Raw genomic sequence first — 26,594 nt, forward strand, 5'->3', positions numbered from 1 at the left:
GTAGACTTGCGTCAAACCCCTGCAAAATCAAGCGCTCTTCTGTCGCCGCCATTCTTATGCCGTAAAATGAACACTTGGACGCCGCAGCGCCTGCCAACTGGGAACACAAGTCATTGCAACATTAACGGCATAGCGAAATGCTACCCCGATGTTGCGGTCAATAGCCCCCACCCAGTTCGTGACATCGGGGACCTTCGTTTCCCCCACATAGCTAGCCGCAGTCCACGCCTTGGATTGTTTCGTTTTCGTCGATCTTGAAATTCACACGATCAGGCCGAAAATCCATCGTCACCATATCGCCGGGGCGGATCACGCGGACGGGGCCAAGCAGCAGCACGCGTTCAAGCGCTGTGGCGTCTTGACCGATCAGATCGGCATAGTCGCGCGCGCCGCAGGTATCGTCGAGTTGCGGCGGTAGTGGCGGTTCGGTGGCAGTGCAGCCTGCCAAGGCGATAAGGGCGATAATCCGTTTCATGACGCCATTGTTGCTGCTTTCGCTGTAAACGCAAGCATGCCCGCACAGAGGTGTTGAAATTTGCCGACGTTTGCCTGATCGTCTTTTGTGAAGAAGAGGGAGTTTTGGACATGCGGACACGTGCGGCTGTTGCACTTGAGGCGGGTAAACCGCTGCAGGTGATGGAAGTGAACCTTGAAGGCCCCAAAGCCGGTGAGGTTCTGGTTGAGATCAAGGCCACAGGCATTTGTCACACGGATGAGTTTACCCTGTCTGGCGCTGATCCAGAAGGCATGTTCCCGGCCATTCTGGGTCACGAAGGTGCCGGTGTGGTTGTTGAGGTTGGTGAAGGTGTCACCAGCCTGAAACCGGGTGATCACGTGATCCCGCTTTATACGCCGGAATGTCGCGAGTGTGATTACTGTCTGAACCCCAAGACGAACCTGTGCCAAAAAATCAGGTCGACCCAAGGGGCGGGTGTGATGCCCGATGGCACGTCGCGGTTTTCCATGCTCGATGGCACACCGATTTTGCACTACATGGGCTGTTCGACTTTTGCGAACCATACGGTGCTGCCAGAGATTGCTTTGGCCAAGGTCCGCGAGGACGCCCCGTTTGATAAGATTTGCTATATCGGTTGCGGCGTGACCACGGGTATTGGCGCGGTGATTAACACCGCTAAGGTTGAGATTGGGTCGACTGCGATTGTCTTTGGTCTGGGTGGCATTGGCCTGAATGTTATTCAGGGCCTGCGTATGGCGGGGGCCGATCAGATTGTTGGTGTCGACCTAAACCCCGGCAAGGTCGAGATGGCGACGCAGTTCGGCATGACCGATTTTGTGAACCCCAAGGATGTTGAGGGTGACATGGTAGCTCACCTTGTTGAGCTGACGGGTGGGGGTGCAGATTACACCTTTGATGCGACCGGCAATGTGGGCGTGATGCGCACGGCGTTGGAGGCCGCGCATAAGGGGTGGGGCGAAAGCATCATCATCGGCGTGGCCCCTGCGGGCGCCGAGATTTCGACGCGGCCTTTTCAGTTGGTCACAGGGCGAAGCTGGCGTGGAACGGCCTTTGGTGGCGCGTCAGGTCGGACGGATGTGCCGAAGATTGTGGATTGGTACATGCAAGGCAAGATCGAGATTGATCCGATGATCACCCATAAACTGAGCCTTGATGACATCAACAAGGGGTTTGATCTGATGCACGAAGGGAAATCCATTCGGGCTGTGGTAGAGTTTTGAGGGATACTGTTGAGGTCCGAATAATTTTTTACCCAGATAATGCCTTGGAACGGCATGATTTTATGAATGCCGTTGAAACGGTGTGGGCAACCCTGCGAAAAAAACTCACGGTATGATTTTTCTCAGAGTGATGTAGATCACTATGATCCAGTTTTTCGCTTTCATGTTCGAAGCGGCTTAGCAAAACGGGCAATCAAGGAAGTCGAGGTGCTTTTGGCTAATTATCCAAATGCTTCTCGCTTTCATATTGAATTTGGTGTTTAGCTCTCGCCCTAAACCGCATACCTTGCCATGAACATCTCGACCGCGCCGTTGACGACGCGCATTTTTTCCGCGCGGGTGAATTCGTCGGTCATGTTGAAGACCATGCGCGGAAAGAGGTCCGCTTTGCAGAGTTCGTGGAATTGTTCGGCGGCCAGCTCATAGTCCGTAATTTCAAGTTCGCCACGATCCACCGCTTTATGAAAGAAATCCACCAAACGATGACGGATCAGCAGGGGGCCGCTTTCGTAAAATTCGCGTCCAAGCTCTGGGAAACGGTCGCTTTCGCCGACGCAGATGCGAAAGATGCGCTTTCCAAATTCTGACGTTATAAAATCGACCATTTCCACTGCGATGTCGCAAAGAACCTCGCGCACGGGGGCGTCCATGTTGATTGTCTCGATGGCATGGTCGGCTTGGCGGGCGCATTCGGTTTTAGCCACTTGCATGAACAGAAACCGCTTGTCAGGAAAGTAGCTGTAAAGCGTCGCCTTAGAGACACCAGCCGCCTTGGCGATATCATCGACCGAGGCTCCTTCAAAACCGTCAGATAAAAAGACTTGCCGGGCGCCTTCCAGCACCTGATCAAATTTCCGTCCTTTTTTGGGTTCGATTGCGCCATCTGGCATATTGGGTGCTCCTCCTGAGGTTTGCATTATAAACCGATCAGTTCATTTGCAGCAAGGAGATAGCGGCGATGGGACCCGGGGGGATGAGGGGCCCCATCGCCAAACCAGCGTTACTTGGTCGTGGGGGTGCAAGTATAGCCGGATAGTTTTGTCACTTCGCTACACCCTTGGCTGACGTCTGGCGTGGGCTGCGGCGGATAGGTCAGCGTGGGGAAGTTGACCTGAAGCGAAAGGGCCGAGGCAGGGGCTGCGATGCCGACGAAAGCGGCTGCGGTGAGGGCAAAGAAGATACGGGACATGCTGTGGTTCCTTCTTGAGAATTTCGGTTCGTAAGGAATAACTAAACAGTTCAGTTTAGATTGCAAGATGAAAATGAACCGAACGGTTCACTTTTTTACGATCAGCTTTGGTGATGAGATTGAATTGGCGCAGACGCATGCCTGCATACGCCGTGTTCTTGTGCCTGAGAAACTTATACTGGCGGCTTGGCCTTAGACGTCCCGCACCATAGTGGTGGACGCGCTGAACCCGAAAATGTGTTTGAGCAGCCCGATTTTAACTGTCTTAAGCTCTTTAAACCCGACATGCCGATAGAGTGCTTTGGCGCGCGGGTTGGTGTCGACCACGTCAAGCCGCACTTGGGTGTAGCCGCGCCGTTTTGCTTCGTCGATGATCGCGTCAAGCAGGGCAGTTCCGACGCCAGAACCCCGTGCTTCGGGTGCCACGAAAAGACCGTCCATCAGAAAGCGTTCATTCTCAACATCTCGTTCAAGCAGCCCGAGCAGAGAGATGCGGATCGCGGCACTGGTCCAGCCATAGATCTTGCGCAGGTCTTTGAAATCGCCGCCCACCAATGAACCGTGGGTCGTTTTGAACCCGGCGATCCCCAGCAGCTTGCCATCGTCATCATGCGCGCAAATCCCGTGATCTGGCCGCAGTACAGACCGGACGAACATCAGCGCCTGATACTTTGGCCCCAAGGTGAACCCAAGCTTTTCGCCGAAAGCGTTCCAATAGAGCGCCGCCGCCTCTTCGCGGTCTTTTTGGGGGATCCCGACGGTGATCTTCATTACGCAAAGCTGTTGAATGGGATGTAGGTGACCAAATCACCGGGAGCGATCTTTTGCGCCGGATCGTCAAGTTCTACAAGCCCTGTTGCCCAGCTAAGCCCTGAAACCCGCCCAGACCCTTCGGAGGGAAAGATGATGACTTGGCCGTCCTCGACGCGCGCGCGCAGATATTCGCGGCGTCCTTCTTTTTTCGATTTGCTGAAGGCGGCAGGTAGCTGATAGCGCGTGGGGTTCTGCCAAGCGCCACCTGCCATGACACCCAGCGACGGTGCAGCAAAAACCAGCGCGCACACCATCGCGGCGACGGGGTTGCCCGGCAGGCCAAAGACAGGGGTATCTCGCCACAGGCCAAGCGCAAGGGGGCGCCCGGGTTTCATGGCGATCCGCCACAGGGCGAAGGAACCGGTGCCTTCAAGCAGTGCTGACATATGGTCTTCGTCCCCCGCCGATGCCCCGCCAGAGGACAGGATGACGTCGCAGTTCGTGGTGGCATCATCGAGGATCGTGCGCAGTGTGTCACGATTGTCGGGTGCGCGCCCCAGGTCGATGACTTTGTACCCCCAGCTAGCCACCAAGGCAGAGAGCATGGGGCGGTTGGCGTCGTAGATTTGTCCGTCGGTTGTGGTGTCGCCCGGTTCGCGCAGTTCGTCCCCTGTGGAAAGGATGCCAACGCGCAAGGGTTTATGGGCTGTGACGGTGCCAACGCCAGCGGCGGATAGCATCCCAAGGTCGGCGGGCGTGATCTTGCGCCCCTTTTGCAGGATTGTTTCGCCCGCCTGCATGTCTTCGCCTGCATCCCGCGCGTTTGCCCCGCGTTTGAGGGGGCCGTGAAAGCTGATCTCAGTATCGGTGGTGTTAACGTCCTCTTGCAAAACGACGGTGTCGACATCTTCGGGCAGGTTCGCTCCGGTCAGGATGCGGATCGCATGGCCAAGTGGGACAGTGCCGTCATAAGGCGCACCGGCGGCGGAGCGGCCATCGACCAGTTTCAACCGCGTGATGCCTGCGGGTGCAGGACCGGTAAAGCCATAGCCGTCGACCGCCGCATTCGGGGCAGGCGGGTGTGACCGGATGGCCTGAGCGTTTTGGGCCAGAAAACGGTTGGCCGCGTCTTTCACCTGCACAGTTTCGGTGCCTGTCACGCAGGTCAGCTTGTCGCGCAGGTGTTGGTGGGCGTCGTCCACGGGTGTCCAATGCGCGCCTTGAGGCATCGCAAAGCAGTCATTTTTGAGCGGGGGTGGATTGGTCGTCAGGGCGTTGCGCAGCATCTGGGATTGTCCGGCGCCAAGGACCCAGCCTTCTGACGTGCCTTCAATATCAAAGAGTATTTCCAAGTCGGTTGCCGGTAGGGCCGAAAAGGCGCGGGCGTAGAGTGAGACTTGCGCGGCGTCCTTGATTGGGTTGGGATCGTTTGCGATCAAATCAGGGAGGAGTGAGAAGTAAGTTTCCGCAAGAACGATTTGGGCATCGGGAGCCTGAAACGGCCAGACAGAGAGTGACGGACCGAAGCGTTTGCGTAGACGCGATAGAACCGGCAGGCCCATGATGACTTGTCCGCCGACCGCCCCTGCGCCAGCCAGCTGCCAGGGGGAAAAGCTGCCGGGGATGGCGATATCGGCGGCGCGTTTTTCGGCCAGACCGTGATCGGCTGTGCGGTCGTTTCCCTTGCGCGGCAGATGCGCGATATCGCGGGCGAGGCCGTTGAACCAGAAGGGGCCCGTGCCGGGAAAGCGTGCGTTGATATCGCCTGCCAGATCGAAACGATTGTTGGCTTTGGGGCTGTCCTGCACGCGGGCCTCGAACCAGTCCCACAGGGCGAGCGTGTCTTCTGATCCGATCAAATGAGTGGCGAAACCGCTGGGGTAGGCAAAACAAAGATCGAAGCCCACAAGCACACGGTGGCCTGCGGATTGGAGTGTTGCGAGGGTGTCTGCCAGCCAATCTTCGGCCAGTTGGCGGTTGCGTAGATAGATAGGGTCTTCGGCCACGCCAGCGGTGGCAATGCAGGCCCAGATGGCATCTTTGACGGGGCGCAGGCCGCGGTCATTACCGCCCGACCAGTCGACCATGATGACTTTGTCGAACGTCACAGGCCGACCTCTGACAGGATGAAATCGGCGATGGCTTTGGTATCGTTGAGATCGAATTGGGGTTGCGTGACATCCAAGGCGCAATCGGAGGCGATGGCGCGGATGGTTTCGTCTTCTTGGGCGATGAGGGGGTGGTTGTTTGCGCTGCGGTAGGCCTCAATCTTGGGGTGTTTGTCGCGTTTGTAGCCTTCGACGAGGATCAGATCGACGGGGTCGAGTTGCTTGAGCAGATCCGCCAGCGGTACCTCATCGTTTTCGCGTAGTTCTGTCATCAGTGCCCAGCGCGCACGTGATGACAGCAGCACCTGATGCGCGCCTGCGTGCCGGTGGCGATAGCTGTCCTTGCCGGGGTGGTCGACGTCAAAACTGTGGTGCGCGTGTTTGAGGGTGGAGACGGTAAAACCGCGCCCCGTGATTTCAGTGACCAGCCGTTCCATCAGGCCGGTTTTGCCAGCGTTCTTGTAACCTGTGACGCCGTAGATTTTCATAGCATGGTTTCCGCTTTGGCCAGATCATCCGGGGTGTTCACGTTGAAAAAGGCGGCATCATCGGGAAAATGGGCTGTGGTGCCACCATGTTTGTCGGTCCACAGGACGACTTTGCGCAGACCATTGTTAAGCGCTGCGCGCAGGTCATCGCGCAAGGCGGTGGGCCAGAGGCCAAAGGTGGGGTGCCGCCCGTCTGGTGTGCGGGCGAGCGCGATTTGCGCGTTTGCTTGTTCGGCAGCTTGCAGAAGGTGCGGGACCAGATCGCACGGAAAAAAGGGTGTGTCGGCGGCAGCGGTGACGATATGGCTGGCACCTTGGGATGCGGCCCAGTCAAGCCCCGCAAGGACGCCGGACAGGGGGCCTGCGAAGCCCGTGATGCTATCGGGGATAACGGGAAGGTTGAGATGTTTGAAGCGTTTCGGATCGCCGTTTGCGTTCAGCGCGAGTGCAGCAACCTGTGGCTCCAGACGGTCGATGACATGGGACAGGATGGTGCCACCGCCCAAAGGCAAAAGCCCTTTGTCGCCGCCGCCCATACGCGTGGCTTGACCACCTGCGAGAATGACGCCGAGGGGTTGTTTCATGTGTCTGTTACCGCTTGCCAGCGCTGGATCTTTTCACCCAGCGCGCTGGGTGTCATGCCATCAGGAAGCATGTCCGCGTCAATCGCGAGCGATTGTTCATCGTACACACGAATAAGCACACCATTGCTGAAAATACGCGGTGGCGGGATATCGGCCCATCCAAGCGTCAAACTGCCAAAGTTGGACTGTGAACTGACGCCATCTGCGTCAAGCTGAATTGTCAGCGGGCCGGGTTTTCTGTTTCGGAATGCCACTGGGCCGGTGGCTGCAAGTATTCTGGGTTTAGCGTATCGGTCGAACCACCGGAGAAAGAAATATCCGGTATAAAACGCAATACAATCCCGCGGCATGATAACATTCATTATAAGCAGAAAACCCGGGATAAGTATGAAAGCGACGCGAATGAATTCAACCGCAAGGTGGTCGGCTGGCGCGCCAAGCCCAAACTTGCGCATACGCGCCAACGCACGCATCGCTTGGGTTGCATCATCATACTGGACAGTTATGCGATCACTTTCGGTCATTGGGGTCCTTTATGCATCAGCAGCTTATTGTCGCCATCACCCACACGGGCGATTTGACTTGTTTCCAAAGTAGTAATGATGGGACGTTTCAACGCGACACCTGCGTGTGTGGTGATGGCAGGAGCCTTTGGCGGAGTTTATTTGGCTAGGTGATATGCAGGTCATACGGCCCCCTTGCGTCCTGATTTGCGTGGCTCGTCGGCGACTTGTGTGGGGTCGGCGTCGCGGATCAGGCGTTCTTCCCCGGCCAGACAGACGAAGCGTTGCCCTTTCATCCGTCCGATGAGGGTAAGGCCGACCTGCGCGGCGATTTCGACCCCCCATGCGGTAAAACCCGAGCGAGAGGCGAGGACGGGGATGCCCATCATCGCGGTTTTGATCACCATTTCCGAGGTCAGGCGGCCTGTGGTGTAAAGGGTTTTGTCGTCCGCACTGATACCTTCGGACAGCATCCAGCCTGCGATTTTATCGACGGCGTTATGGCGGCCCACATCCTCCATATAGACCAGCGGCTGGTTGCCTTGGCAAAGGATCGTGCCGTGGATCGCCCCAGCCTCAAGGTAGAGAGAGGGCGTCCGGTTAATCGTGGCGGCCAGCGTGTAAAGGTCGGATGTGCGTACTTGCACGTCAGGCAGCGTGACCCCTTCGAGCCCTTCCATCATATCGCCGAAAACAGTGCCGACAGCGCAGCCGCTGGTGCGGGTTTTCTTTTTGAGTTTGTCCTCGTAGGTCGTTTGGCTTTCCGTCCGCACAACCACGGTTTCTAGTTCTTCGTCATAGTCAACGCCTTTGATAACGTCACCAGCGTGCAGCATCCCTTGGTTGCGCAGGAACCCAAGAGCCAGGTATTCGGGGTAATCGCCAATGGTCATGGCGGTGACGATTTCCTGTGCGTTCAGGTAGATCGTCAGGGGGCGTTCTTCGACAACGCTGATGTTGATCGCTTTGCCGTTCTGGTCTGTTCCACCGACTGCACGGGTCAGCCGTGCCGCGCCGGGATCAGGGGCGATCAGGTAGCCAGAGGTATCGTCGATCCGCGCCAATTGTCATTTCCCGCTTGCGTGGTTAAGGCTGTTGCAACGCCGCCAAGCTAGGGCAAAGCCATGACGACTTCTACTGTGAAAACACAGCCAAAAAACCCGGCAAAATCGGCCTATTGGGCGGGCGTGCGCGATGGTGCGCCGTTCATTTTGATGGCGGTGCCATTTTCGGTTCTGTTTGGCGTTATCGCGACCGATGCGGGGCTGACACTGGCGCAGGCGATGGGGTTTACGGTGCTTGTGATCGCAGGGGCGGCACAGTTTGCGGCGATCCAGTTGATGGTTGAAAATGCGAGCATTGCCTTTGTGCTGCTGGCGGCCTTGGCCGTGAACCTGCGGATGGCCATGTATTCGGCATCTTTGGTGCCTTATCTGGGGGCAGCGCCGCTGTGGAAGCGGGCCTTCATTGCATATTTGAACTTTGACCAGACCTATATCACCTCAATCGCCCGGTACGAGGCCCGACCTGAGATGACGGTGGGCGAACGTGTGTCATATTTCCTTGGGGTTGCCACACCGATTACGCCGTTCTGGATAGGGATGACTTTGGTCGGGGCCTTGGTGGGGCAGGCTATTCCCGATGCTTGGGCGCTGGATTTCATTATGCCGATCATGTTTCTGGCGATGGTCGCCCCGATGCTGAAATCACTGGCGCATGTGTCGGCGGCGGCAGTGTCTGTTGCGGTTGGATTGGCCTTGGTGAATATGCCTGCCGGGACGGGGCTTTTGATTGCGGCAGCATCGGCGATGCTGACCGGGGCGCTGGTCGAGATCTGGATGGAAAGGCGCGCGCGATGAACTATTCGGCCTTTGAAATCTGGATGATCATTGTCATCATGGGGATGGGGACGTTCCTGATCCGCTTTTCATTCCTTGGGCTGATTGGCGACCGACAGATGCCCACATTTGTGCTACGTTTGTTGCGGTATACGCCTGTCGCGGTGCTGCCAGGTATGGTGGCCCCTTTGGTCATTTGGCCGATGGCGACGGATGGTCAGTTTGACCCGATACGCCTGCTTGCGGCCCTTGCCACAGTGCTGATCGGGGTATGGACCCGCAATGTGCTTTGGGCGATTTTGGGTGGCGCTCTCACCCTTTACGGGGCGATGGGGATTACGGCCGTTCTTTGAGAATCCGAGATATTTCCGCAAGGGCGAGGGTTTTGTCGTCTGCATCGTCTTCGCGGTATTCCAACGTGGTAACGCCGGGCAATGTGCCGAAATCCTCTGCGATCCGGCCTGGGCCCCACGTTTGGCGAATACTTTCAAACCCTGGCAACTGCCGCAGGATACGTGAGGTCACGCGCGCGCAATTGGCTTGCGGAACCGGGCCAGACACCAGCGCAAGATTAAGCGCTTGTTCCGCAATTTCTGGTGATACGTCGACTGTTTGTCCAACCACATAAAAGCTGGAACGTGCGTGGAAGCTGACATAAAAGTTTTCCAGTCGCGGGGTCACGCCAAAAAGGACATCGTTCCGCTCTGGCATGACTTCTTGTTCGAATGATCCTGCGGGGTCAAAAAGAACGCGCTGACTGGCGTTGATCAACAGTGCTGAATGGGCGCCGGTGTCGGTGCTCACCCTTTTCATGGTATAAAGCGTTAGATAATTGCGCCCCGGTTTGCGGTGGATCGCACGCGCGACCACGTCTTCGGGCGCCCATACCTGTGGTGCTGCACACGCCGATAGCGCCAGCGGCAGACCGATCAGAAATTTGCGGCGATCCATCAGGCTTTATATGGCAATCAATGCAAGGAAGATCAGGAAAACAATAATGGCGATGGTCGCCTTTGTTGTCATGCTCATGAAACCGTCAAAGGTTTTTTCCTGAACCGAAGTATCCATTTCGCCGTGTTTATGTTCAGCCATCGTAAGGCCCTTTCGTCATCTGATTTGTTATGCGCATAGACGATTCATGTGCTGCTGTCACGCGGTCAGGTGGTCACATCTTGCTTGCCCATTTCAGGCGCTGTGTTCATCGCGTCCGGGTTCGGTCGGATCGCTGGAGAACAACGCGATTTTGTTACCCTGCGGGTCGCGTAGGTAGCCGACATAAAAATGCGGTCCATAGGCGGCACGAAAGCCCGGCGGCCCTGCGTCAGTGCCGCCAGCGGCAAGTGCTGCGGCGTGAAGATCGCGTACTTGGCTTTGATTGCGGGCTTCAAACGCGACCATAGCGCCATTCCCAGCCGAGGCAGGGCGTCCGTCAAAGGTTGGTTTGACATAGAAATCCGGCAGAACGGCAGACTGGCCCTGTGGGACAGGCAGCGCGTAGCTAAGCCCCTCTGGCCCCTCTTTCAGTCCGTACCCAAGGGCGGGCAAGAAAGCCGCATAAAATCGTTTGGCCTGTGCGATGTCGTCGGCGCCGACTGTGACGTATGCAATCATGACCGATGTCCCCTGTTGATCAATCTACATTGCCGTCCAAAGCAGAGGCGAGGCGAAAGCCGATCCGGTTCGGTTCAGGTTGGTCGATGTGTTTGGGGCTGGCCACCAAGGTGACATTCATCTGGCTGACGTGTTGGATCAATTGCGTGCGCGCGCCGCTTTCGTTCATGCCGTAGTAGGTGACGATATCAGGGTCATAATACCCCAAACCTTCGATTTTGATCACACCTGTCATGCCACCCGCCAGACCCAGTCCGACCTCGTGGTCGTTATCGAGCTGCTTTTCAAAGTTCTGGATGTACATGATGATCCGTTCATAGGCCCACTGTGCCGGGCTTTTCTTGGCGACCGGTTCTGACAGGGCCTTGGGCATATCCTGCGTCGTTGCAGGCTGTGCTTCGGGGTTGGTGTGCACCTCGCGGCATTTGGGCAGAATATCGTTTTCCAACAGCTCGGCTGAAGTATCAATCTGCATGGTTGTCTTGGTCATAACGGCACCGCGGTTGTTTCCTTGATCTCCTCCATAACGAAACTGGCCGAAATATCCGATACAGAAATGCGTGAGTTGAGCCTTTTATAAAAAGCGTCATAGGCCGGCACGTCAGCCACGCGCACCCGCAGCACATAATCAAGATCACCTGTCATGCGGTAGGCACCAACGATTTCGGGAAAGCTGTGCAAGGCGGCTTGGAACTGTTTCAGCCAGTTTGCATCATGTGCGCTGGTTTTGATCAGAACCATAACGGTCAGCGGCACGCCGACGCTGGCTGGATCGACCAAGGCGACGCGGCCTTTGATTACCCCCATGTCCTCCATCACTTTGATCCGTCGCCAGCAGGCGTTGCGTGACAGGTTCACGGCGGCGCTGATATCATCGACCGACAGTGTGGTGTCAGTTTGCAGAATACGCAGGATTGCGCGGTCTATATGATCAAGTTCATGGGTCATGAATGGGATGGTATCCCAATATATTACGCGATGACAGTAAGATTTGGGATCAATGTGGTTGCGTCCGTGAATAGTGTTCCTAAAAGCCAACAAGGGAACACATTTATGTCTGACGCATCGCACACCACTTCACGCAAGAACCCGATTGCCACGCTGTTTCTGGATCACCCGGCGACAGTGGATGAGACATATTTCCAGCATATGCGTTTTGCGTTCAGCTTTGCTTTTTGGCTGGGTGTGGCGGCTTTTGCTGCCTTGGTTCATGCGATTATCCCTGCGCTGTGTGAAACCACCGCCAGCCGTATTCTAAAGCGCCTTCATACCCGGATCGAGAGCCGCCACTGAATGTGTCGTATTGCGGCCTACACTGGCCCTGAAATTCCGCTTGAGAATATTGTCGTCCGTCCCGCCCATTCACTGTTAGAGCAAAGCCAGCATGCCACAGAGGCCAAGCTGGCCGTGAACGGTGATGGTTTTGGGATCAGTTGGTATGGCGCAGACGAAACGCCCGGGCTGTATCGCGATGTCTTGCCTGCCTGGGCGGATGATAACCTAGCGAACCTATGCCGTATGGTGCGGTCGCGGTTGTTTATTGCCCATGTCCGTGCATCCACAATGGGCGAGACGAGCCGCGCGAATTGTCATCCCTTCAAATTCGGTCGGTGGTCCTTTTGCCATAACGGCCAAATCCCGCATTTCAAAACGATCCGGCGTCGGATGCTGGCCGCTTTGCCGGATCACCTGTTTGAAGCGATGCAAGGCACGACGGATAGCGAGATGATTTTTCTGACAATGCTTGCAAACGGGCTGGATGATGATCCGGAATCAGCGATGCGTGCGACTTTGGATCAGATTGGGCCTGCGGGGGACGCGGGTCCGATCAAGTTGACGTGTGTGTTTTCGGACGGGCGCGCGCTTTATGCCTTTCGCCATGCGTCCACTGGCCAGGCGCCGTCGCTTTATGCGTCGGGTGTGTTGGACAATGGCGGGCGGTCGATAGCGTCAGAGCCTTTGTGCGGTACGGCTGCACGGTGGACACAGATACCGCAAAACGCATTGTGTACGCTTTCGGCGACCGGTTTGGCGATGACGCCTTTGGCAGGCCGGATGGCCGATCAGGTGGCTTGAAACACCCAAGCGCCGTCATCACGCAGCGTTCGTGTTGCTTGCCCTGATTGGTGCAGGTGATTGAGGTGGGCAACCGCTTCGACCAAGGCCAGTCCGTATTCACCACCGCTGATATTGCGTTTGAAAAGCGGTATGAAACATTCGCCTGCGGCGCGTGGTTCATCCAAATGGGCCAAAAGCCGTTTCAACGCGCCGTGATGGTTTTCGATCAATTGCCTTAGGCGCGTTGGCAGCCCGGTAAAGGGCAGCTTGTGCCCGCCAAGGACAAGTTGGTCCGGTTCGGCGAAGGCCTGAAATGCCTCGCACGCGCGTAACCAATCCTTGACCGGATCTGCGTCCGGTTCTGTTGGATAAACGCCAAGGTTGGGGCTGATGGACGGCAACAGTTGGTCGCCGCCAATGACAAGGTTGTCATCCCGGCTCCAGAATGTTGCGTGTTCGGGGGCGTGGCCGTCGCCCATGCGAATATCCCAACTGCGCCCGCCTATGGTAATCGTGTCGCCTGCGATCAGGCGGGTGTAGCCTTGGGGTAAAGGGGCCACGCAATCGGCGAAGTTGAAGGGGCGTTCGGTTTTGCGTTTGTCAAAGACAGCAGCGTCCATACCTGCGCGTTGGTAGAACGTCAGCGCCTCGGCGTTGGGCACATCTTGGACGTCCAGCGTCAGCATCCGCGCCATCAGCCAACCTGTGCGTGGCATCGCAAGCGTCGCGCCATTTTCCATGAACCAGGCAGCAAGGCCCACATGATCAGGGTGGTGATGGGTGACGATGATGCGGGATACAGGTTTGCCCTTAAGCGGCCCCTCCAACAGCTTGCCCCAGATCGCACGTCCGCGCTTGGAGGCGAAACCGGTGTCGATGATCGTCCAGCTGTCACCGTCATCCAGCGCGTAGACATTCACATGATCCAGCGCCATCGGCAGTGGCAACCGCATCCACAATACACCCGGCGCAACTGTGATCGCCTCACCCTCGGCGGGTGCGTCGGGGTAGGGGTAGCGGATGCCGCTTTGGCCGTCTGTCATCAGGCGGCGAGGTCGTCTGCGGATATGGCCATAAGATCGTCTGCCCCTTCACGTGCGTGCGCCAGAAGACCCACATGTTCGGGCAACATACGCTTGATATAAAAGGTTGCAAGACGCGCGCGGGCGGCATCGCCTTTGATGGCGCTGGCCAAGTGGACATGCGCACCAAGGACACGCGCGAAGGCACGCAAGTACGGCACGGCCCCTGCGAAACGGTTGTTCAGGTCGTCCTGGGCGACCAGCCATTCGGTTGTTTCGCGCAAGCTTTCTGCAGATTGCCAGACGGCTTCGGCCAGTTCAGGGTGCGTGGCTTTGGCGGCTTCGGCCCCCTGTTCGATCTCTTCAAGGATGCGGAAGGCGGCTTCGCCCCCGTCCATCAGTTTGCGCGCAACAAGGTCCATCGCCTGAATGCCGTTGGTGCCTTCATAAATGGTGGTGACGCGCACATCGCGGGCATATTGGGCGGCCCCGGTTTCTTCGACAAAGCCCATACCGCCATGGACCTGAATGCCTGTGGCAGAGACTTCGCAGCCCACATCAGATCCGAATGCCTTGCTGATTGGCGTCAGGAACGCGGCGCGGGCTTTCCAGCCTTCGTCGCCCGATGCGTGCGCCATGTCGATTGCAACGGCATTCATCAAAGTGATGGCACGGGCGGCGTATGTGTCAGCCTTCATGGTGGTCAGCATGCGGCGTACATCGGCGTGGTCGATGATGGTGCCAGTGATGCCGGATGTTTTGCCTTGTTTGCGGTCTTTGGCGTAGGCCAGTGCATGTTGCAGCGCGCCTTCGGCGGCACCCACACCCTGCACGCCAACGCCCAAACGCGCGTTGTTCATCATGGTGAACATGGCCGCCATGCCACCGTGTTCGCGGCCCACAAGCCAGCCTTTTGCGCCAGCGTATTCCATCACAGCGGTCGGTGATCCGTGCAGGCCCATCTTATGTTCAAGGCTGACGACGCGCAGATCATTCTTCGCGCCGGGGTTGCCGTCGGCATCGGGGATCAGCTTGGGCACCATGAACAGGCTGATGCCTTTGGTGCCGGGCACCCCATCGGGCAGGCGGGCAAGGACAAGGTGACAGACGTTTTGCGTGAAATCATTGTCGGCCCAGCTGATATAGATTTTCTGTCCCGTGATCGCATAGGTGCCATCGCCATTGGGTTCAGCCTTGCTGCGCAGCGCACCAACGTCTGACCCGGCTTGCGGTTCGGTCAGGTTCATTGTGCCGCTCCACTCACCGGAAATCATCTTGGGGATATAAAGCTCTTTGATGGCATCAGAGGCGTGGTGTTCCAGTGCCTCGATCTGGCCTTGGGTCATTAGCGGGCTGAGTTGCAAGGACAAACAAGCGCTGGCCATCATATCATTAAGTGCGGTTGTCAGGGTCATCGGCAGGCCCAAACCGCCGACCTCTTGGCTGGCAGACATGCCGATCCAACCGCCCTCTGCGATCGCCTGGTAACCTTCTGCGAAACCGGGCGAGGTACGCACGATGCCGTTTTCCAGATGGGCGGGATGCAGATCGCCTGCGCGGTTCAAAGGTGCAAGGATTTCTTCGCACATTTTGGCACCTTCGGTCAGGATGGCTTGGGTCATATCCGCTGTCGCATCGGCGAATTTGTCCGTTGCGGCCACTTCATCAAAACCGACGATATGGTCCATCAAGAACCGGAAATCGCTGACGGGGGCGCGATAAGGCATTGTTCTATCTCCAAAATGTGCAGCCGCTTGGCAAATGCGGGTACCGGGGATATGCATCCCCTTATCTGGCCAACCTACCGCAGCGCGGCCCCCCATCAACCAAAACGCCACGTCATGAAATCTGAACAATTGCGCATGCTACGCCCTGATGTTGCCGGATTAGAAAAGGCAGCAGAGATTCTTCGGGCCGGCGGCTTGGTCTCATTCCCGACCGAGACGGTGTATGGATTAGGTGCGGATGCGTGCAATGACCGGGCGGTTGCCCGGATTTATGAGGCCAAAGGACGCCCCAGTTTCAATCCGTTGATTGTGCATGTGCCTGATATGGCAGCGGCAGAGCGGTACTGTGATTTTAACGAGACTGCCCGCCAGTTGGCACAGGCCTTTTGGCCGGGTGCGCTGACGCTGGTGCTGCCGGTGAAGGCGGAAGCAGGGATATCAAAATTGGTCACTGCCGGGCTGGATACGCTGGCTATTCGTGTGCCGGATCACCCGGTGGCGGGGGCTTTGCTGTCGGCCTTTGCGGGTCCGGTTGCAGCGCCTTCTGCCAACCCATCAGGTTATGTCAGCCCGACAATGGCCGCCCATGTTGCAGCGGGGCTGGGTGACCGGATAGATGCGGTTATTGACGGTGGCGCATGCTTGGTTGGTGTTGAATCAACGATTGTAAGTTGTGTGGGCACGCCAAGTTTGCTGCGCGCAGGCGGGACCCCGGTAGAGGTGTTGGAGGCTTGTCTGGGCCGACCCTTGGTGGCCTCGCAAGACCCTGATACGCTGACAGCGCCGGGTCAGCTGGCGTCACATTACGCGCCGCAAGGTAAGGTGCGTTTGAACGCACCTTACGCGCAAGAGGGCGAGGTGCTGCTTGGGTTTGGTCCGGTGGAGGCTGAACTGAACCTATCGGCTGCCGGCGATTTGACACAGGCCGCCGCGCGTTTATTTGCCTGTCTGCATGAACTGGATGCGATGGGTGCCAAGGCGATTGCCGTCTCTCCCATCCCTGACCACGGATTGGGCCGTGCGATCAATGACCGTTTAAAGCGGGCCGGCGCGCCGCGCTAGCAGTGCAATCTGGGATATTACACCTGTGGTAGCGTGGGTTGGCATAAAAATCAGGCATTTTTCATTTAGATTGGACGTTTGGAGTGGCACGTTAGCGCTTTCTTTGCGGGACTTTGCTACCTTTCGCAATCATTCGTCAATGTCCGGCTCCATCGACACTTCCTATGCAGATGGTTGCAGGTCACATATTAAAGTTCTAAACCGGTCACAGGCGGCGTAAGGAAAAAATCATTCATCGCCGCCTGCATGTCACTTATTGCGTGGCCGCGGCGCGTTCGGCAGCCTGGCCAACCAAACCACGATCACCTGTCTCCCAAAGAGCGGTCATTGTCATGCTTGATACTTTCCAATCGCCGTTCACTTCGATCAGGTCGTAGTCATATCTGCCACCGAGGACCCAGAGGTCATCACCGATGCGATGTGTTGCAGTGAAATCTGCCTCAACGGTGGCTGATACATCACTTGCACTGGTGACAGTGTGGTTTGTGACCATGTGATGCGTTGTCTCGAAGCCAGGCAAGAAACCGGACCACTGTTCGACCACTGCATCGGCGGTCTGGGTTGCAGGATCACCGCCCCAGAGGCTGGTGTAGTCAAGTGTGACCTCGTCAGCAAATGCCGCGCGCACACGATCCCAATCATGACGATCAGCCCCCGCAGCGATAGCCGTTATAGGGGCAATGATGTCATTGCGGTCGTCTGCGGCGGCCGGAGAGACAAGGGCTGGTGTGGCCAAGAGGGCCAATGCAAGGGCTGTGCGTTTCATTTCATTTCCTTGGTGTTGTGAGGTTATCAGTAAAGTTGTGGGGCCAGCAGGCCGGGTAGAGGGCGTTCCCGCCCCCTACCATTTGGATCAGCTGTCGCTGTCTGGAGCAGCCGCGAAGTGGGTCGCCACAGTATCAGCAGCGCGTGTGACGTCTTCGGGATTGTCATAGAAGTCGAACTGCGTGACATCTTCGAGCATCTGAAGGGTTGCGTCACCGGCGTAATCCGCAAGGAAAGCTTGCACACCTTGGGGGATTGCAGCGCTTTCCGAATGCACGACGGCCAACGGCTGTGTCAGACGACCTGCATTGTCCGCAGGGTGGTATGTCAACCAGCCTTCCCAGCCTGCATTGTTCCATTGGTTGTCATAAGCTGGGATCGCACCGCGATCTTCTTCATAATAGTAACCACCAATCGGCATCAGAACACCGGTCGCGCCTTCAGGACCGGCAGCAAGGATGATCTGGCCACCCGCGGCTTGCGCTTCGCGGGACATTGCGATCAGCCCTTGTACGCTTTCTTCGCCACCATAAACCGCATTCACAATCTCTTCGTTCTGAAGCCATGGCGCAACAAGACCGATCCGCTGCACCAGATCGTTCCCGGCGACGGCATCAACCATGTAGCCGGCCGAAGCACAGATACCGAGGCCATTGATACGAGCCGGGTCCACTTCCGGCAGCATTGCGACGAAATCGAAGGCTGCGCGGATATCGGATGTTTTGGCCTCTGGGCTTTCAACAAAGCGGACGTTTTGCGGCAGATCGCCGGATTTACCCCAGCCTCTGAAATCGAAGGTGAAGGCGGCAAAGCCGCGCTCAACCATTTGTTCAGCGTAGACGGCAGGCATCTGCTCTTCGACCGATGTCCACGCGCCGGTAACGACGACGGTCGGCAATGCTGCGCCGTCATGGCCTTCGGGCAAGTAAAGCGTGCCGGACAGCGTGGCGCCTTCGTTTTCAAAGGTGACGGTGCGGGTTTCAACCTGAGCGATTGCTGCGGTAGATGCCATAAGGAAGGCGGCGGTTGTGAGGGTGAAATTTTTCATCGTTTCTCTCCAGTATCAGTGTGGTGGGCGTCTTGCCCGATGACAAAAGAGATAGAAGGAGTGCGCTTGGATTAATTGAACTGGACCACGCAGTTCTTGTATATTCGCGCTATTGGGTTGTCGCGGCGCGAAACTGCCTCGGTGTTTGGCCGGTGATCTGTTTGAAGCTGCGCGAGAAATGCGCTTGATCGGCAAAACCGCAATCCAGCGCGATGCTGCCAAGGGCGCGTGCGCTATCCTTCATTATGTCGATAGCCTGTTCGACGCGGTAAGCCAGCACATACTGCATCGGCGTTTCGCCCACGGTTTCCTTGAACATCCGGCCAAAGTGCGACGGGGACATACCAGCCTCGCGTGCCAGATCATCAACCGTAATTGTGCGGTCAAGGTTGGCGCGGATAAAGCTTAGCACGCGCCCATAATGGTCCGAGGTGAAACTGGCAGACAGGGCAAGGTCTTCGGGGCGTTTCTGACCGTACCGTTCCAACAATTTCACGAGTAGCACGCGGCTCATGGCTTCGAACATCACGCCAGACGTGAGGTCATCATTTTCTAACGCATCGCGCAACATCACTCCGGCTGCACATAGATCGGGGTCAGTGAATTGCGGAAGATCGGCAAACTGTTGGGGGTCAAGCAGCATCGCCAACTCAGTTTGAGCAAACTTTTCGACCCTTTGGGGATCAAGCGTAACCACAATGACATCTGACTTTGCGAACCAGCGCCAGCCAGAGCGCATACCCGCGGGCGTCACGACGATCTCGTTTTTGTGGAAGGTAAAATCCCGCATTTCACCATCGCGCCTGTTTTGCACACGGTGCGGCGTTTCCTGAAGGTTCAGAAGCACATGATGTTCAGCAAATATCTCTTCCGGCATGGTATCAGCTTCAGCTTGAAAGTACCGCACTTCCATCAGGGCTGCCGCCGAGACATGCGTCATCTCATAGCTGTTAAGCAACGGTGAGGAAGGGTAAATCTCAGCATACCGGCGAGGCACAATCGCGATCCAATCATCTTTGCTGACTAATGTATCTTTTTTCAGCTTCCAAGAAAGCTGCCATTCGCACATGACGCAGCATCCGGCAAAGAAGGCTCAAACCGGACATTTGCAAAAAGCAGGCATCGGCCTGGCCATTACATCGAAAACGATGTCCCGCACCCGCAAGAAGACGTCGCATTGGGGTTGTTGATTACAAACCGCGCGCCGATCAGTTCTTCGCTGAAATCAATGACTGCGTCTGCGAGGAAGGGGAGTGAGACGCTGTCGATCACAACGGTTTCACCCTTCTCCGACAGCAGCAGATCGTCGTCTTTGGCTTCATCAAGGTCAATCTCATACTGAAAGCCGGAACATCCGCCGCCTTCAACCGCGATCCGCAGCGCTTTACCTTGGGCGGATGCGCCGATCTCGGCCAGGCGTTCAAAGGCGCGTGTGGTTACTTTGGGTGGAACAGTGAACATGTGCAGGGCCTATCGGTTCTGTGTTACCTGTAATATAGGGAAGGCAGGCAAACACGACAAGACAGGCAATGACGATGGCAGCGCCCTATGCAACCGATCCCGCCAATCCGCGGGGGCGGCTTTATGCAGAAGAAGAAAGCACCTTTCGGTCGCGTTTTCAGAGGGACCGGGACCGGATCATTCACGCATCGGCCTTTCGGCGGCTCAAGCATAAAACGCAGGTGTTCATTGAACATGAGGGCGATTATTTTCGGACCCGCCTGACCCATTCGATTGAGGTGGCACAGGTCGCGCGCACGGTGGCAGCGGCCTTGGATTTGAATGTGGAACTGACTGAAGCTGTGGCGCTGGCCCATGATCTGGGTCACACGCCCTTTGGTCATACAGGGGAAGAGGCGCTGGATGCGCTGATGCAGCCCTATGGTGGTTTCGATCACAACGCCCAGGCGCTCCATATCGTGACCTCACTGGAACGGCATTATGCTGAATGGGATGGCCTGAACCTGACGTGGGAAAGCCTTGAGGGGATTGCCAAGCATAACGGCCCGGTGACGGGTGACATCCCTTATGCATTGGCCGCCTACAATGCGCGCCACGATCTGGAACTGCACACCCACGCGAGTGCCGAGGCGCAGGCGGCGGCTTTGGCCGATGACATTGCTTATAATAATCATGATTTGCACGACGGGCTGCGGGCGGAGTTGTTCAGCACGGATGAATTGGCAGAGCTGCCGATCCTGTCTGACTGCTTTGCCAGGGTCGATGCCAAATATCCTGATCTCAATTACTATCGCCGCAGGCATGAGGCCTTGCGCCGGTTCTTTGGCGTGCTGGTTGAGGATGTGATCACCGTCAGCCGCCGTAATCTGACTGAACTGGCCCCGGCAACAGTGCACGATATCCGCCATGCGGGTCGCATGATGGTGCAGTTTTCGCCGAAACTGTGGACAGACCTGAAGGTGATCCGCAAGTTCCTGTTTCAACGCATGTATCGTGCCCCGGCCGTTGTTGATATGCGGGTTGTCGTCACGCAGATGGTCAACGATCTGTTCCCGTTCTTCATGGAAAACACCGCTGAATTGCCCAAGCAATGGCGCAAGGATGTGGCCGATGCGCCTGATAAGACGGCGCTGGCGCGGATTGTGGCTGATTACATTGCGGGTATGACCGACCGCTTTGCCATTCAGGAGCACAAGCGCCTGATCGGGGGCGAGGATATTCCGGCAGGTGTGATCGACGGCAACTGATCGCGCAGATATGGCAAGAGTCTGCTTGCTCTGCTTGGTACGGGTGGTAAACCCCAATCAAACAACGCTGTTGGAAGTACAATGAACCTTTTTGCTGATATGCGCGCCCGGGTGCTGGATTGCCTTGACCAAATGGTCGCCGAAGGCACGCTGCCCGCTGACCTTGCCACCGCTGCTGTTTCGGTCGAGCCACCGCGCGATGCATCGCATGGTGATATGGCCACGAATGCGGCGATGGTGCTGGCGAAACCTGCCAAGATGAACCCGCGGGTGATTGCGGATGCGCTGGCGGCCAAGCTGCTGGCTGATCCGCAGATTGCGGTGGTTGAAGTGGCCGGTCCGGGTTTCTTGAACATGCGGCTGGTGCCAGAGGTCTGGCAGGGCGTGGTGAAAGCGGCTTTGTCTGATCCGGCCTATGGTCAGTCCAACTTGGGGCAGGGCCAGAAGATGATGGTCGAATATGTCTCGGCCAACCCAACAGGCCCATTGCACGTCGGCCATACGCGGGGTGCTGTCTTTGGTGACGCGCTGGCGCGGTTGTTGGATTACGCAGGCTTTGACGTCACCAAGGAATACTACATTAACGACGGCGGCGCGCAGGTCGATGTCCTCGCCCGGTCGGTCTACCTGCGGTATCTGGAGGCACATGGGCAAGAGGTGGCTTTTCCGGATGGGACTTATCCGGGGGACTATCTGAAACCTGTTGGCAAAGCATTGAAAGCCAAGGTTGGCGACGCCTATGTCGATAAGGGTGAGCAGTACTGGCTAGAGGAAATCCGGGAATTTGCGACCGAAGCGATGATGGATCTGATCCGGGCGGATCTGGCCCAACTTGGCGTCGTGATGGATAACTTTTATTCCGAAAAATCGCTCTACGGCACTGGTTTGATTGAGAAAGCCATTGCAGAGCTGGACGAGAAGGGCCTGATCTATCGCGGCACGTTGGAACCACCCAAGGGCAAAATGCCAGAGGATTGGGAACCGCGGGAGCAGACGCTGTTCAAGTCCACCGCGCATGGCGACGATGTGGATCGGCCTGTGCAGAAATCTGACGGGTCCTGGACCTATTTCGCGCCAGATATCGCCTATCATTACGACAAGGTGCAGCGGGGCTTTGACCAGTTGATCGACGTCTTTGGCGCGGATCACGGCGGTTATGTGAAGCGGATGAAGGCGGCGGTCTCTGCGCTGTCTGACGGCAAGGTACCACTGGATGTAAAGCTGACACAACTCGTGAAGCTTTATAAAAACGGCGAACCATTCAAGATGTCCAAGCGGGCAGGGACCTTTGTGACCTTGCGCGATGTTGTTGATCAGGTGGGCGCGAACGTGACCCGCTTCCATATGCTGACGCGCAAGAATGATGCGCCGCTGGATTTTGATTTCGACAAGGTGCTGGAGCAGTCCAAAGACAATCCGGTTTTCTACGTCAACTACGCTTATGCGCGGGTAAACTCTGCCGTGGGCAAAGCAGGGGCGTTTACCGATGTGTCTGACGTGACCTTGGCCGACGTCGACCTGTCTGGCCTGACTCATGAGGCCGAACTGGCCGTCATCAGAAAGCTTGCCGAATGGCCGCGGTTGGTTGAAATCGCAGCGCGGGGCCATGAGCCGCACAGGATCGCGTTCTACCTCTATGATCTGGCGTCAGATTTCCACGCGCTTTACCACCAAGGCAACGCGGATGAGGCGCTGCGGTTCGTGCAAGAGGGTGACTCAGAAACCACACAGGCGAAAATTGCGCTTATCCGGGCCGTGGCGATTGTTATTTTGCACGGTTTGGGTATTCTTGGCGTCACTCCGGCGGAAGAGATGCGCTAACGCACGTGCTGCCGGGCTAAGCAAACGATGACCCCGCAAAGGGGCGCGCGAGAGGCGAAGATGGCAGTATACGATGAGGGGTTCGCCCCGGCGGTGGGTGCACCGCGTGTTACCAATTTAGTGAATTTTGCAGGGGCCGCGTTGTCGCTGGCCCTGATCATTGGCGTTGGCTTTTGGGGATACAAACTGATCGTGCGTGACGTCAGCGGCATTCCCGTCGTCCGTGCCATGGAAGGCGATATGCGTGTTTTGCCCGATAACCCCGCAGGCGGACTTGCCGCACATACCGGTCTATCGGTCAACGAAGTTGCCGCCGTAGGCGAGGCCGGTGGCCCCGAGGATCGTCTGGTTCTTGCGCCACGCACGACAGGCCTGGCCCCCGAAGATTTGCAAGCGCAACCTCTTGCAGAGGCTGTTGCGGATGCCGTGACGGAAGAAGAGCCCGCAGCTGACACCGTCGTTGTACAAGATGACGCCAGCGCGCTGGCAGCACAACTTGCGGGCCTTGCGACGGCTGCCCCGGAACAGAATGCAGACGCTCCTGCAAATCTCATACCGGCCAGCGTCCCCGGTGTGTCGACCTCTTTGCGCCCGATTATCAGGCCCGCGAATATGCGCATTCCAGCGCCCAGTACCACGCCTGCGGTCGTGAACAATGAAGTTGCTGTGACAACAACAACGTTTCCTGCGGGCACCAATCTGGTGCAGTTGGGTGCTTTCCCGAACCCCGCTTTGGCAGCCGCCGAATGGGACCGCCTGCAAACCCGCTTTGGCCAACTGATGGCTGAACGCGGTCGCGTTATTCAGGTCAGCAATCAAAGCAGTGCCACATGGTACCGCCTGCGCGCCAGTGGTTTTGCTGATCGTGCCGAGGCCCGTCGCTTGTGCGCCGCCTTGCAGGCCGAAGGCGCTGAGTGCATCGCCGTTGTGGTCAACTAAGTGCCTATGAACGCGACGATTTTCGGCCCAAAGGGGCAGGAAATCACCGACTGGGAGCGCGGATTTTTTCGCGAGGTTCAGCCGCTGGGCTTTATCCTTTTCGCCCGAAATATCGACAACCCGGACCAATTGCGCCGCTTGACGCATGATCTGCGTGACGCTGTGCAGCGCGATGCACCGATCCTGATCGATCAGGAGGGCGGGCGCGTGCAGCGGATGCGCAGCCCCCATTGGCGTGAATATCTGCCGGCCTTGGATCAGATGGCGCAAGCGCATGATCCGCTGCGCACCCATTGGATACGTAACCGACTGATCGCCGCCGAATTGCATGACGTTGGCATTGATGCCAATTGCGCGCCCTTGGCTGATATTGCCGAAGATGCAACGCATCCGGTGCTGAAAAACCGGCTTTATGGATACGACGTGGAAACCGTTGTTGCGGCCTCGCGAACATGTGCTGACGCGCACCTTGCCGGTGGCGTCTTGCCGATCCTCAAACATATCCCCGGCTATGGCCGCGCGTCTGTTGATAGCCATCAGCATTTGCCGCGTGTCGATGCACCTCGGGCGGAACTTGATGCGTGGGATTTCGCGCCGTTTGCATTACTCAATGACATCCCGATGGGTATGACAGCACATATCGTCTTTTCTGATATTGATGCTGACGCGCCTGCCACAACATCCGCCAAAATGATGGAAGTGATCCGAAAGGGTATCGGTTTCGATGGTCTTTTGATGACAGATGATCTGTCGATGGAGGCGCTTTCGGGCAGGGTCGCAGAGCGGGCACAGGCCAGTATTGCGGCGGGCTGTGACATCGTTTTGCATTGCAATGGTGACGCCGCAGAAATGCAGGCCGTCGCCGCGGCATCTGGTGATATGACCCCGGCCGCAATAATCCGCGCAAATCGTGCATTAGCGATGCGAAAAACCCCTGAAAATATTGACATCCCCGGTCTAGAAGCGGAACTTGCACGCCACTTAGGCTGAGGTCAGATGCAGGGCGAAGATTTTCAAGAAGATGCGGTAAGTGTCAGCGAGCGTGTGGCCGCTGAGGCCTTGATCGTGGATGTGGGTGCCTATGAAGGCCCGCTGGATCTGTTGCTGACCTTGTCACGCACACAAAAGGTCGATCTGCGCCAGATTTCCATTCTTGCCTTGGCCGAGCAGTATTTGGCTTTTGTCGAACAGGCCAAACGCCTACGACTGGAATTGGCGGCGGATTATCTGGTGATGGCGGCATGGCTCGCGTTCCTGAAATCCCGTCTGTTATTGCCGCCTGACCCGTCCGAGGAAGGGCCGTCAGGTGAAGAACTTGCCGCCCACCTTGCGTTTCAATTGGAACGGCTTGAGGCGATGCGCAACTCTGCCGCCAAGCTGATGGCGCGTGACCAGTTAGGCCGTGATTTCTTTGCCCGTGGCATCACCGAAGATGTGCAGCGCGTGCGCCGCGTGACCTATACCGCCACCTTGCTGGACCTGATGCAAGGCTATGCCCGGATTCGCACCCGCGATGATTTCCGCCCTTTCGTGATGGACCGCCAGCATGTGATGACGATGGAACAGGCGCTGGAGCGGATGCGCGGGTTGATCGGGTTTGCCGGTGATTGGACCGATTTTGCCACATATCTGCCTGATGGCTGGGATGTGGACCCGCAACGCCGCAGGTCAACCACCGCTGCCACCTTTGCCGCCTCACTGGAATTGGCCAAGGAAGGCAAGGTCGAAATCCGGCAGGGCGAAACCTTTGCCCCCATTCAAATCCGCAAGAAAGTGCCCGGTGATGAGTAAGACAGACACCCCCGATAACGAAAGCCTGTTCGAGGCACCGCCGATGGGCGAACAGGAACGCATGGTCGAGGCGATCCTTTTTGCGACGGCAGATCCTGTATCGGTGACGGAATTGACAGGCCGGATGCCGCACGGCTGCGACCCTGCCGAGGCAATAGCGAACCTGCGCAAACGCTACGAGGGTCGAGGTGTGAATATCGTGAAGGTCGGGGATGCCTGGGCGATCCGCACGGCGGGCGACCTTGGGTTTCTGATGCAAAAGGAAACGGTTGAGACCCGTAAACTCAGCCGTGCCGCGATCGAAACGCTGGCGATTGTGGCCTATCACCAACCCGTAACGCGCGCCGAGATCGAAGAGATCCGTGGCGTCAGTGTCAGCCGTGGCACGGTTGACCAGCTGATCGAGCTGGAATGGATCCGCTTTGGCCGTCGCAAGATGACGCCGGGCCGTCCAGTGACCTTTGTGGTCACGCAAGGGTTTCTCGATCACTTCGGATTGGAAAACGCGCGCGATCTGCCGGGGCTGAAGGAACTGCGCTCTGCCGGTTTGCTGGAAAACCGACCCCCACCAGGCGCGGCCGCTTTGGGCGAGGCTGAAGACGGTGATGAGGATGAAAACCAGACCGAGTTGTTTGAAGATTAACCCGGGCACCTTATCTTAAGGCAAACCGCGAGAGGAAATTCAGATGAACATGAACCGACTGATCAACATGGGCCTGCGGATGCTGATGCGCAAAGGCACACAGATGATGGCAAACCGTGGCAAGCGCCCCGAAGATATGACGCCGGAAGAGCGCGCAAAGGCAAAAGAGGCGCAGCAAACGGCGCAGAAAGCGCAAAAGGGCATGCGGGCAGCACGGCGGTTTATGCGATAGTGGCTC

General features: G+C 57.2%; 33 protein-coding genes. 13 read left to right on the forward strand and 20 right to left on the reverse strand.

All coding sequences use genetic code 11. From position 1 onward, the window contains the following. Positions 1-211: 211 nt before the first annotated feature. A complete protein-coding gene (locus RCCS2_RS07205) occupies positions 212-475 on the reverse strand; it encodes an I78 family peptidase inhibitor (RefSeq protein WP_008232778.1) in 264 nt (87 codons plus the stop codon). A 110-nt stretch (positions 476-585) separates the two neighbouring features. Between RCCS2_RS07205 and RCCS2_RS07210 the strand changes: the two genes are divergently transcribed. After that, positions 586-1,698 carry an S-(hydroxymethyl)glutathione dehydrogenase/class III alcohol dehydrogenase gene (locus RCCS2_RS07210; RefSeq protein WP_008232780.1) on the forward strand — a complete coding sequence of 371 codons (1,113 nt, stop codon included), beginning with the start codon at positions 586-588 and terminating at the stop codon, positions 1,696-1,698. Between the two features lie 272 nt (positions 1,699-1,970). On the opposite strand, the gene RCCS2_RS07215 is transcribed toward RCCS2_RS07210, so the two are convergent. The 8 genes from RCCS2_RS07215 to RCCS2_RS07250 all read right to left on the reverse strand — a co-directional run bounded on the left by RCCS2_RS07215 (position 1,971) and on the right by RCCS2_RS07250 (position 8,387). After that, on the reverse strand, positions 1,971-2,588 hold the full coding sequence (locus tag RCCS2_RS07215; RefSeq protein WP_008232782.1) for a TetR/AcrR family transcriptional regulator: 618 nt from the start codon (positions 2,586-2,588) through the stop codon (positions 1,971-1,973). Positions 2,589-2,698: 110 nt separating this feature from the next. Beyond that, on the reverse strand, positions 2,699-2,887 hold the full coding sequence (locus tag RCCS2_RS07220) for a hypothetical protein (RefSeq protein ID WP_008232784.1): 189 nt from the start codon (positions 2,885-2,887) through the stop codon (positions 2,699-2,701). 192 nt (positions 2,888-3,079) lie between these two features. Further along, a complete protein-coding gene (locus RCCS2_RS07225) occupies positions 3,080-3,658 on the reverse strand; it encodes a GNAT family N-acetyltransferase (RefSeq protein WP_008232789.1) in 579 nt (192 codons plus the stop codon). Then, on the reverse strand, positions 3,658-5,748 hold the full coding sequence (locus RCCS2_RS07230; RefSeq protein ID WP_008232790.1) for a molybdenum cofactor synthesis domain-containing protein: 2,091 nt from the start codon (positions 5,746-5,748) through the stop codon (positions 3,658-3,660). The genes RCCS2_RS07225 and RCCS2_RS07230 overlap by 1 nt, the downstream gene beginning before the upstream one ends. Further along, a complete protein-coding gene (gene mobB, locus RCCS2_RS07235) occupies positions 5,745-6,236 on the reverse strand; it encodes a molybdopterin-guanine dinucleotide biosynthesis protein B (RefSeq protein WP_008232792.1) in 492 nt (163 codons plus the stop codon). Before mobB ends, RCCS2_RS07230 begins: the two co-directional genes overlap by 4 nt. Beyond that, positions 6,233-6,820 carry a molybdenum cofactor guanylyltransferase MobA gene (mobA, locus tag RCCS2_RS07240; RefSeq protein WP_008232795.1) on the reverse strand — a complete coding sequence of 196 codons (588 nt, stop codon included), beginning with the start codon at positions 6,818-6,820 and terminating at the stop codon, positions 6,233-6,235. The genes mobB and mobA overlap by 4 nt, the downstream gene beginning before the upstream one ends. Further along, positions 6,817-7,344 (reverse strand): hypothetical protein, encoded by a 528-nt coding sequence (locus tag RCCS2_RS07245; RefSeq protein ID WP_008232796.1) that lies wholly within the window; start codon positions 7,342-7,344, stop codon positions 6,817-6,819. The genes mobA and RCCS2_RS07245 overlap by 4 nt, the downstream gene beginning before the upstream one ends. Positions 7,345-7,505: 161 nt before the next feature. Then, positions 7,506-8,387 (reverse strand): formate dehydrogenase accessory sulfurtransferase FdhD, encoded by an 882-nt coding sequence (locus tag RCCS2_RS07250; RefSeq protein WP_008232798.1) that lies wholly within the window; start codon positions 8,385-8,387, stop codon positions 7,506-7,508. A 60-nt stretch (positions 8,388-8,447) separates the two neighbouring features. On the opposite strand from RCCS2_RS07250, the gene RCCS2_RS07255 reads away from it, so the two are divergent. Together RCCS2_RS07255 and RCCS2_RS07260 are read left to right on the forward strand one after the other, a co-directional pair. Beyond that, positions 8,448-9,182, forward strand: a complete 735-nt coding sequence (locus tag RCCS2_RS07255) for an AzlC family ABC transporter permease (RefSeq protein WP_008232799.1) — start codon at positions 8,448-8,450, stop codon at positions 9,180-9,182. After that, positions 9,179-9,514 (forward strand): AzlD domain-containing protein, encoded by a 336-nt coding sequence (locus RCCS2_RS07260; RefSeq protein ID WP_008232800.1) that lies wholly within the window; start codon positions 9,179-9,181, stop codon positions 9,512-9,514. The genes RCCS2_RS07255 and RCCS2_RS07260 overlap by 4 nt, the downstream gene beginning before the upstream one ends. Here RCCS2_RS07260 and RCCS2_RS07265 read toward each other — a convergent pair. The 5 genes from RCCS2_RS07265 to RCCS2_RS07285 form a co-directional block, all read right to left on the reverse strand. Further along, positions 9,498-10,112 (reverse strand): hypothetical protein, encoded by a 615-nt coding sequence (locus RCCS2_RS07265; protein WP_008232801.1) that lies wholly within the window; start codon positions 10,110-10,112, stop codon positions 9,498-9,500. The two genes, RCCS2_RS07260 and RCCS2_RS07265, sit on opposite strands and share 17 nt — an antisense overlap. A gap of 6 nt (positions 10,113-10,118) precedes the next feature. After that, the gene (locus RCCS2_RS07270) at positions 10,119-10,253 is read right to left on the reverse strand and encodes an aa3-type cytochrome c oxidase subunit IV (RefSeq protein WP_008232802.1); all 135 of its coding nucleotides are present in this window, start codon (positions 10,251-10,253) and stop codon (positions 10,119-10,121) included. Positions 10,254-10,346: 93 nt separating this feature from the next. Further along, complete coding sequence (locus RCCS2_RS07275; protein ID WP_008232803.1) at positions 10,347-10,772, reverse strand: VOC family protein; 426 nt, start codon at positions 10,770-10,772, stop codon at positions 10,347-10,349. A 19-nt stretch (positions 10,773-10,791) separates the two neighbouring features. After that, the gene (locus RCCS2_RS07280; protein ID WP_008232805.1) at positions 10,792-11,262 is read right to left on the reverse strand and encodes a DUF6173 family protein; all 471 of its coding nucleotides are present in this window, start codon (positions 11,260-11,262) and stop codon (positions 10,792-10,794) included. Continuing rightward, the gene (locus tag RCCS2_RS07285) at positions 11,259-11,720 is read right to left on the reverse strand and encodes an Lrp/AsnC family transcriptional regulator (RefSeq protein ID WP_008232806.1); all 462 of its coding nucleotides are present in this window, start codon (positions 11,718-11,720) and stop codon (positions 11,259-11,261) included. The genes RCCS2_RS07280 and RCCS2_RS07285 overlap by 4 nt, the downstream gene beginning before the upstream one ends. A gap of 105 nt (positions 11,721-11,825) precedes the next feature. On the opposite strand from RCCS2_RS07285, the gene RCCS2_RS07290 reads away from it, so the two are divergent. Both RCCS2_RS07290 and RCCS2_RS07295 read left to right on the forward strand, forming a co-directional pair. Next, positions 11,826-12,065, forward strand: a complete 240-nt coding sequence (locus tag RCCS2_RS07290; protein WP_008232807.1) for a DUF6356 family protein — start codon at positions 11,826-11,828, stop codon at positions 12,063-12,065. Next, a complete protein-coding gene (locus RCCS2_RS07295; protein ID WP_008232808.1) occupies positions 12,066-12,848 on the forward strand; it encodes a class II glutamine amidotransferase in 783 nt (260 codons plus the stop codon). Here the strand turns inward: RCCS2_RS07295 and RCCS2_RS07300 are convergent. Together RCCS2_RS07300 and RCCS2_RS07305 are read right to left on the reverse strand one after the other, a co-directional pair. Beyond that, a complete protein-coding gene (locus RCCS2_RS07300) occupies positions 12,836-13,873 on the reverse strand; it encodes an MBL fold metallo-hydrolase (protein ID WP_008232809.1) in 1,038 nt (345 codons plus the stop codon). The genes RCCS2_RS07295 and RCCS2_RS07300 overlap by 13 nt on opposite strands. Continuing rightward, positions 13,873-15,579: an acyl-CoA dehydrogenase gene (locus RCCS2_RS07305; protein WP_008232810.1), complete on the reverse strand. Its 1,707-nt coding sequence runs from the start codon at positions 15,577-15,579 to the stop codon at positions 13,873-13,875. Before RCCS2_RS07305 ends, RCCS2_RS07300 begins: the two co-directional genes overlap by 1 nt. A 114-nt stretch (positions 15,580-15,693) precedes the next feature. Between RCCS2_RS07305 and RCCS2_RS07310 the strand changes: the two genes are divergently transcribed. Beyond that, complete coding sequence (locus RCCS2_RS07310) at positions 15,694-16,641, forward strand: L-threonylcarbamoyladenylate synthase (protein WP_037293915.1); 948 nt, start codon at positions 15,694-15,696, stop codon at positions 16,639-16,641. Between the two features lie 253 nt (positions 16,642-16,894). Here RCCS2_RS07310 and RCCS2_RS07315 read toward each other — a convergent pair whose 3' ends face one another. From RCCS2_RS07315 to RCCS2_RS07330, 4 genes are all read right to left on the reverse strand, one after another. Beyond that, entirely contained in the window at positions 16,895-17,407 is a 513-nt protein-coding gene (locus tag RCCS2_RS07315; protein WP_008232812.1) for a nuclear transport factor 2 family protein, read from the reverse strand. 87 nt (positions 17,408-17,494) lie between these two features. Further along, entirely contained in the window at positions 17,495-18,454 is a 960-nt protein-coding gene (locus RCCS2_RS07320) for an alpha/beta hydrolase (protein ID WP_008232814.1), read from the reverse strand. A gap of 109 nt (positions 18,455-18,563) precedes the next feature. Next, entirely contained in the window at positions 18,564-19,451 is an 888-nt protein-coding gene (locus RCCS2_RS07325; RefSeq protein WP_037293917.1) for a helix-turn-helix domain-containing protein, read from the reverse strand. 137 nt (positions 19,452-19,588) lie between these two features. After that, on the reverse strand, positions 19,589-19,915 hold the full coding sequence (locus RCCS2_RS07330; RefSeq protein ID WP_008232824.1) for a HesB/IscA family protein: 327 nt from the start codon (positions 19,913-19,915) through the stop codon (positions 19,589-19,591). Between the two features lie 74 nt (positions 19,916-19,989). Here RCCS2_RS07330 and RCCS2_RS07335 point away from each other — a divergent pair, with 74 nt between their 5' ends. The 7 genes from RCCS2_RS07335 to RCCS2_RS07365 all read left to right on the forward strand — a co-directional run bounded on the left by RCCS2_RS07335 (position 19,990) and on the right by RCCS2_RS07365 (position 26,588). Next, positions 19,990-21,162 carry a deoxyguanosinetriphosphate triphosphohydrolase gene (locus tag RCCS2_RS07335; protein ID WP_037293918.1) on the forward strand — a complete coding sequence of 391 codons (1,173 nt, stop codon included), beginning with the start codon at positions 19,990-19,992 and terminating at the stop codon, positions 21,160-21,162. An 81-nt stretch (positions 21,163-21,243) separates the two neighbouring features. Further along, complete coding sequence (argS, locus tag RCCS2_RS07340; RefSeq protein ID WP_008232832.1) at positions 21,244-22,983, forward strand: arginine--tRNA ligase; 1,740 nt, start codon at positions 21,244-21,246, stop codon at positions 22,981-22,983. A gap of 27 nt (positions 22,984-23,010) precedes the next feature. Further along, a complete protein-coding gene (locus RCCS2_RS07345; RefSeq protein ID WP_232204249.1) occupies positions 23,011-23,922 on the forward strand; it encodes an SPOR domain-containing protein in 912 nt (303 codons plus the stop codon). 6 nt (positions 23,923-23,928) lie between these two features. Continuing rightward, on the forward strand, positions 23,929-24,912 hold the full coding sequence (locus RCCS2_RS07350; protein WP_008232834.1) for a glycoside hydrolase family 3 N-terminal domain-containing protein: 984 nt from the start codon (positions 23,929-23,931) through the stop codon (positions 24,910-24,912). Between the two features lie 6 nt (positions 24,913-24,918). Further along, a complete protein-coding gene (locus RCCS2_RS07355; RefSeq protein WP_008232835.1) occupies positions 24,919-25,713 on the forward strand; it encodes a segregation and condensation protein A in 795 nt (264 codons plus the stop codon). Then, on the forward strand, positions 25,706-26,356 hold the full coding sequence (scpB, locus tag RCCS2_RS07360; protein ID WP_008232836.1) for an SMC-Scp complex subunit ScpB: 651 nt from the start codon (positions 25,706-25,708) through the stop codon (positions 26,354-26,356). The genes RCCS2_RS07355 and scpB overlap by 8 nt, the downstream gene beginning before the upstream one ends. 43 nt (positions 26,357-26,399) lie before the next feature. Further along, the gene (locus tag RCCS2_RS07365; RefSeq protein ID WP_008232838.1) at positions 26,400-26,588 is read left to right on the forward strand and encodes a hypothetical protein; all 189 of its coding nucleotides are present in this window, start codon (positions 26,400-26,402) and stop codon (positions 26,586-26,588) included. The last annotated feature ends 6 nt before the right edge of the window (positions 26,589-26,594 follow it).

The sequence above is a fragment of the Roseobacter sp. CCS2 genome (assembly GCF_000169435.1).
Lineage (GTDB): Bacteria > Pseudomonadota > Alphaproteobacteria > Rhodobacterales > Rhodobacteraceae > Yoonia.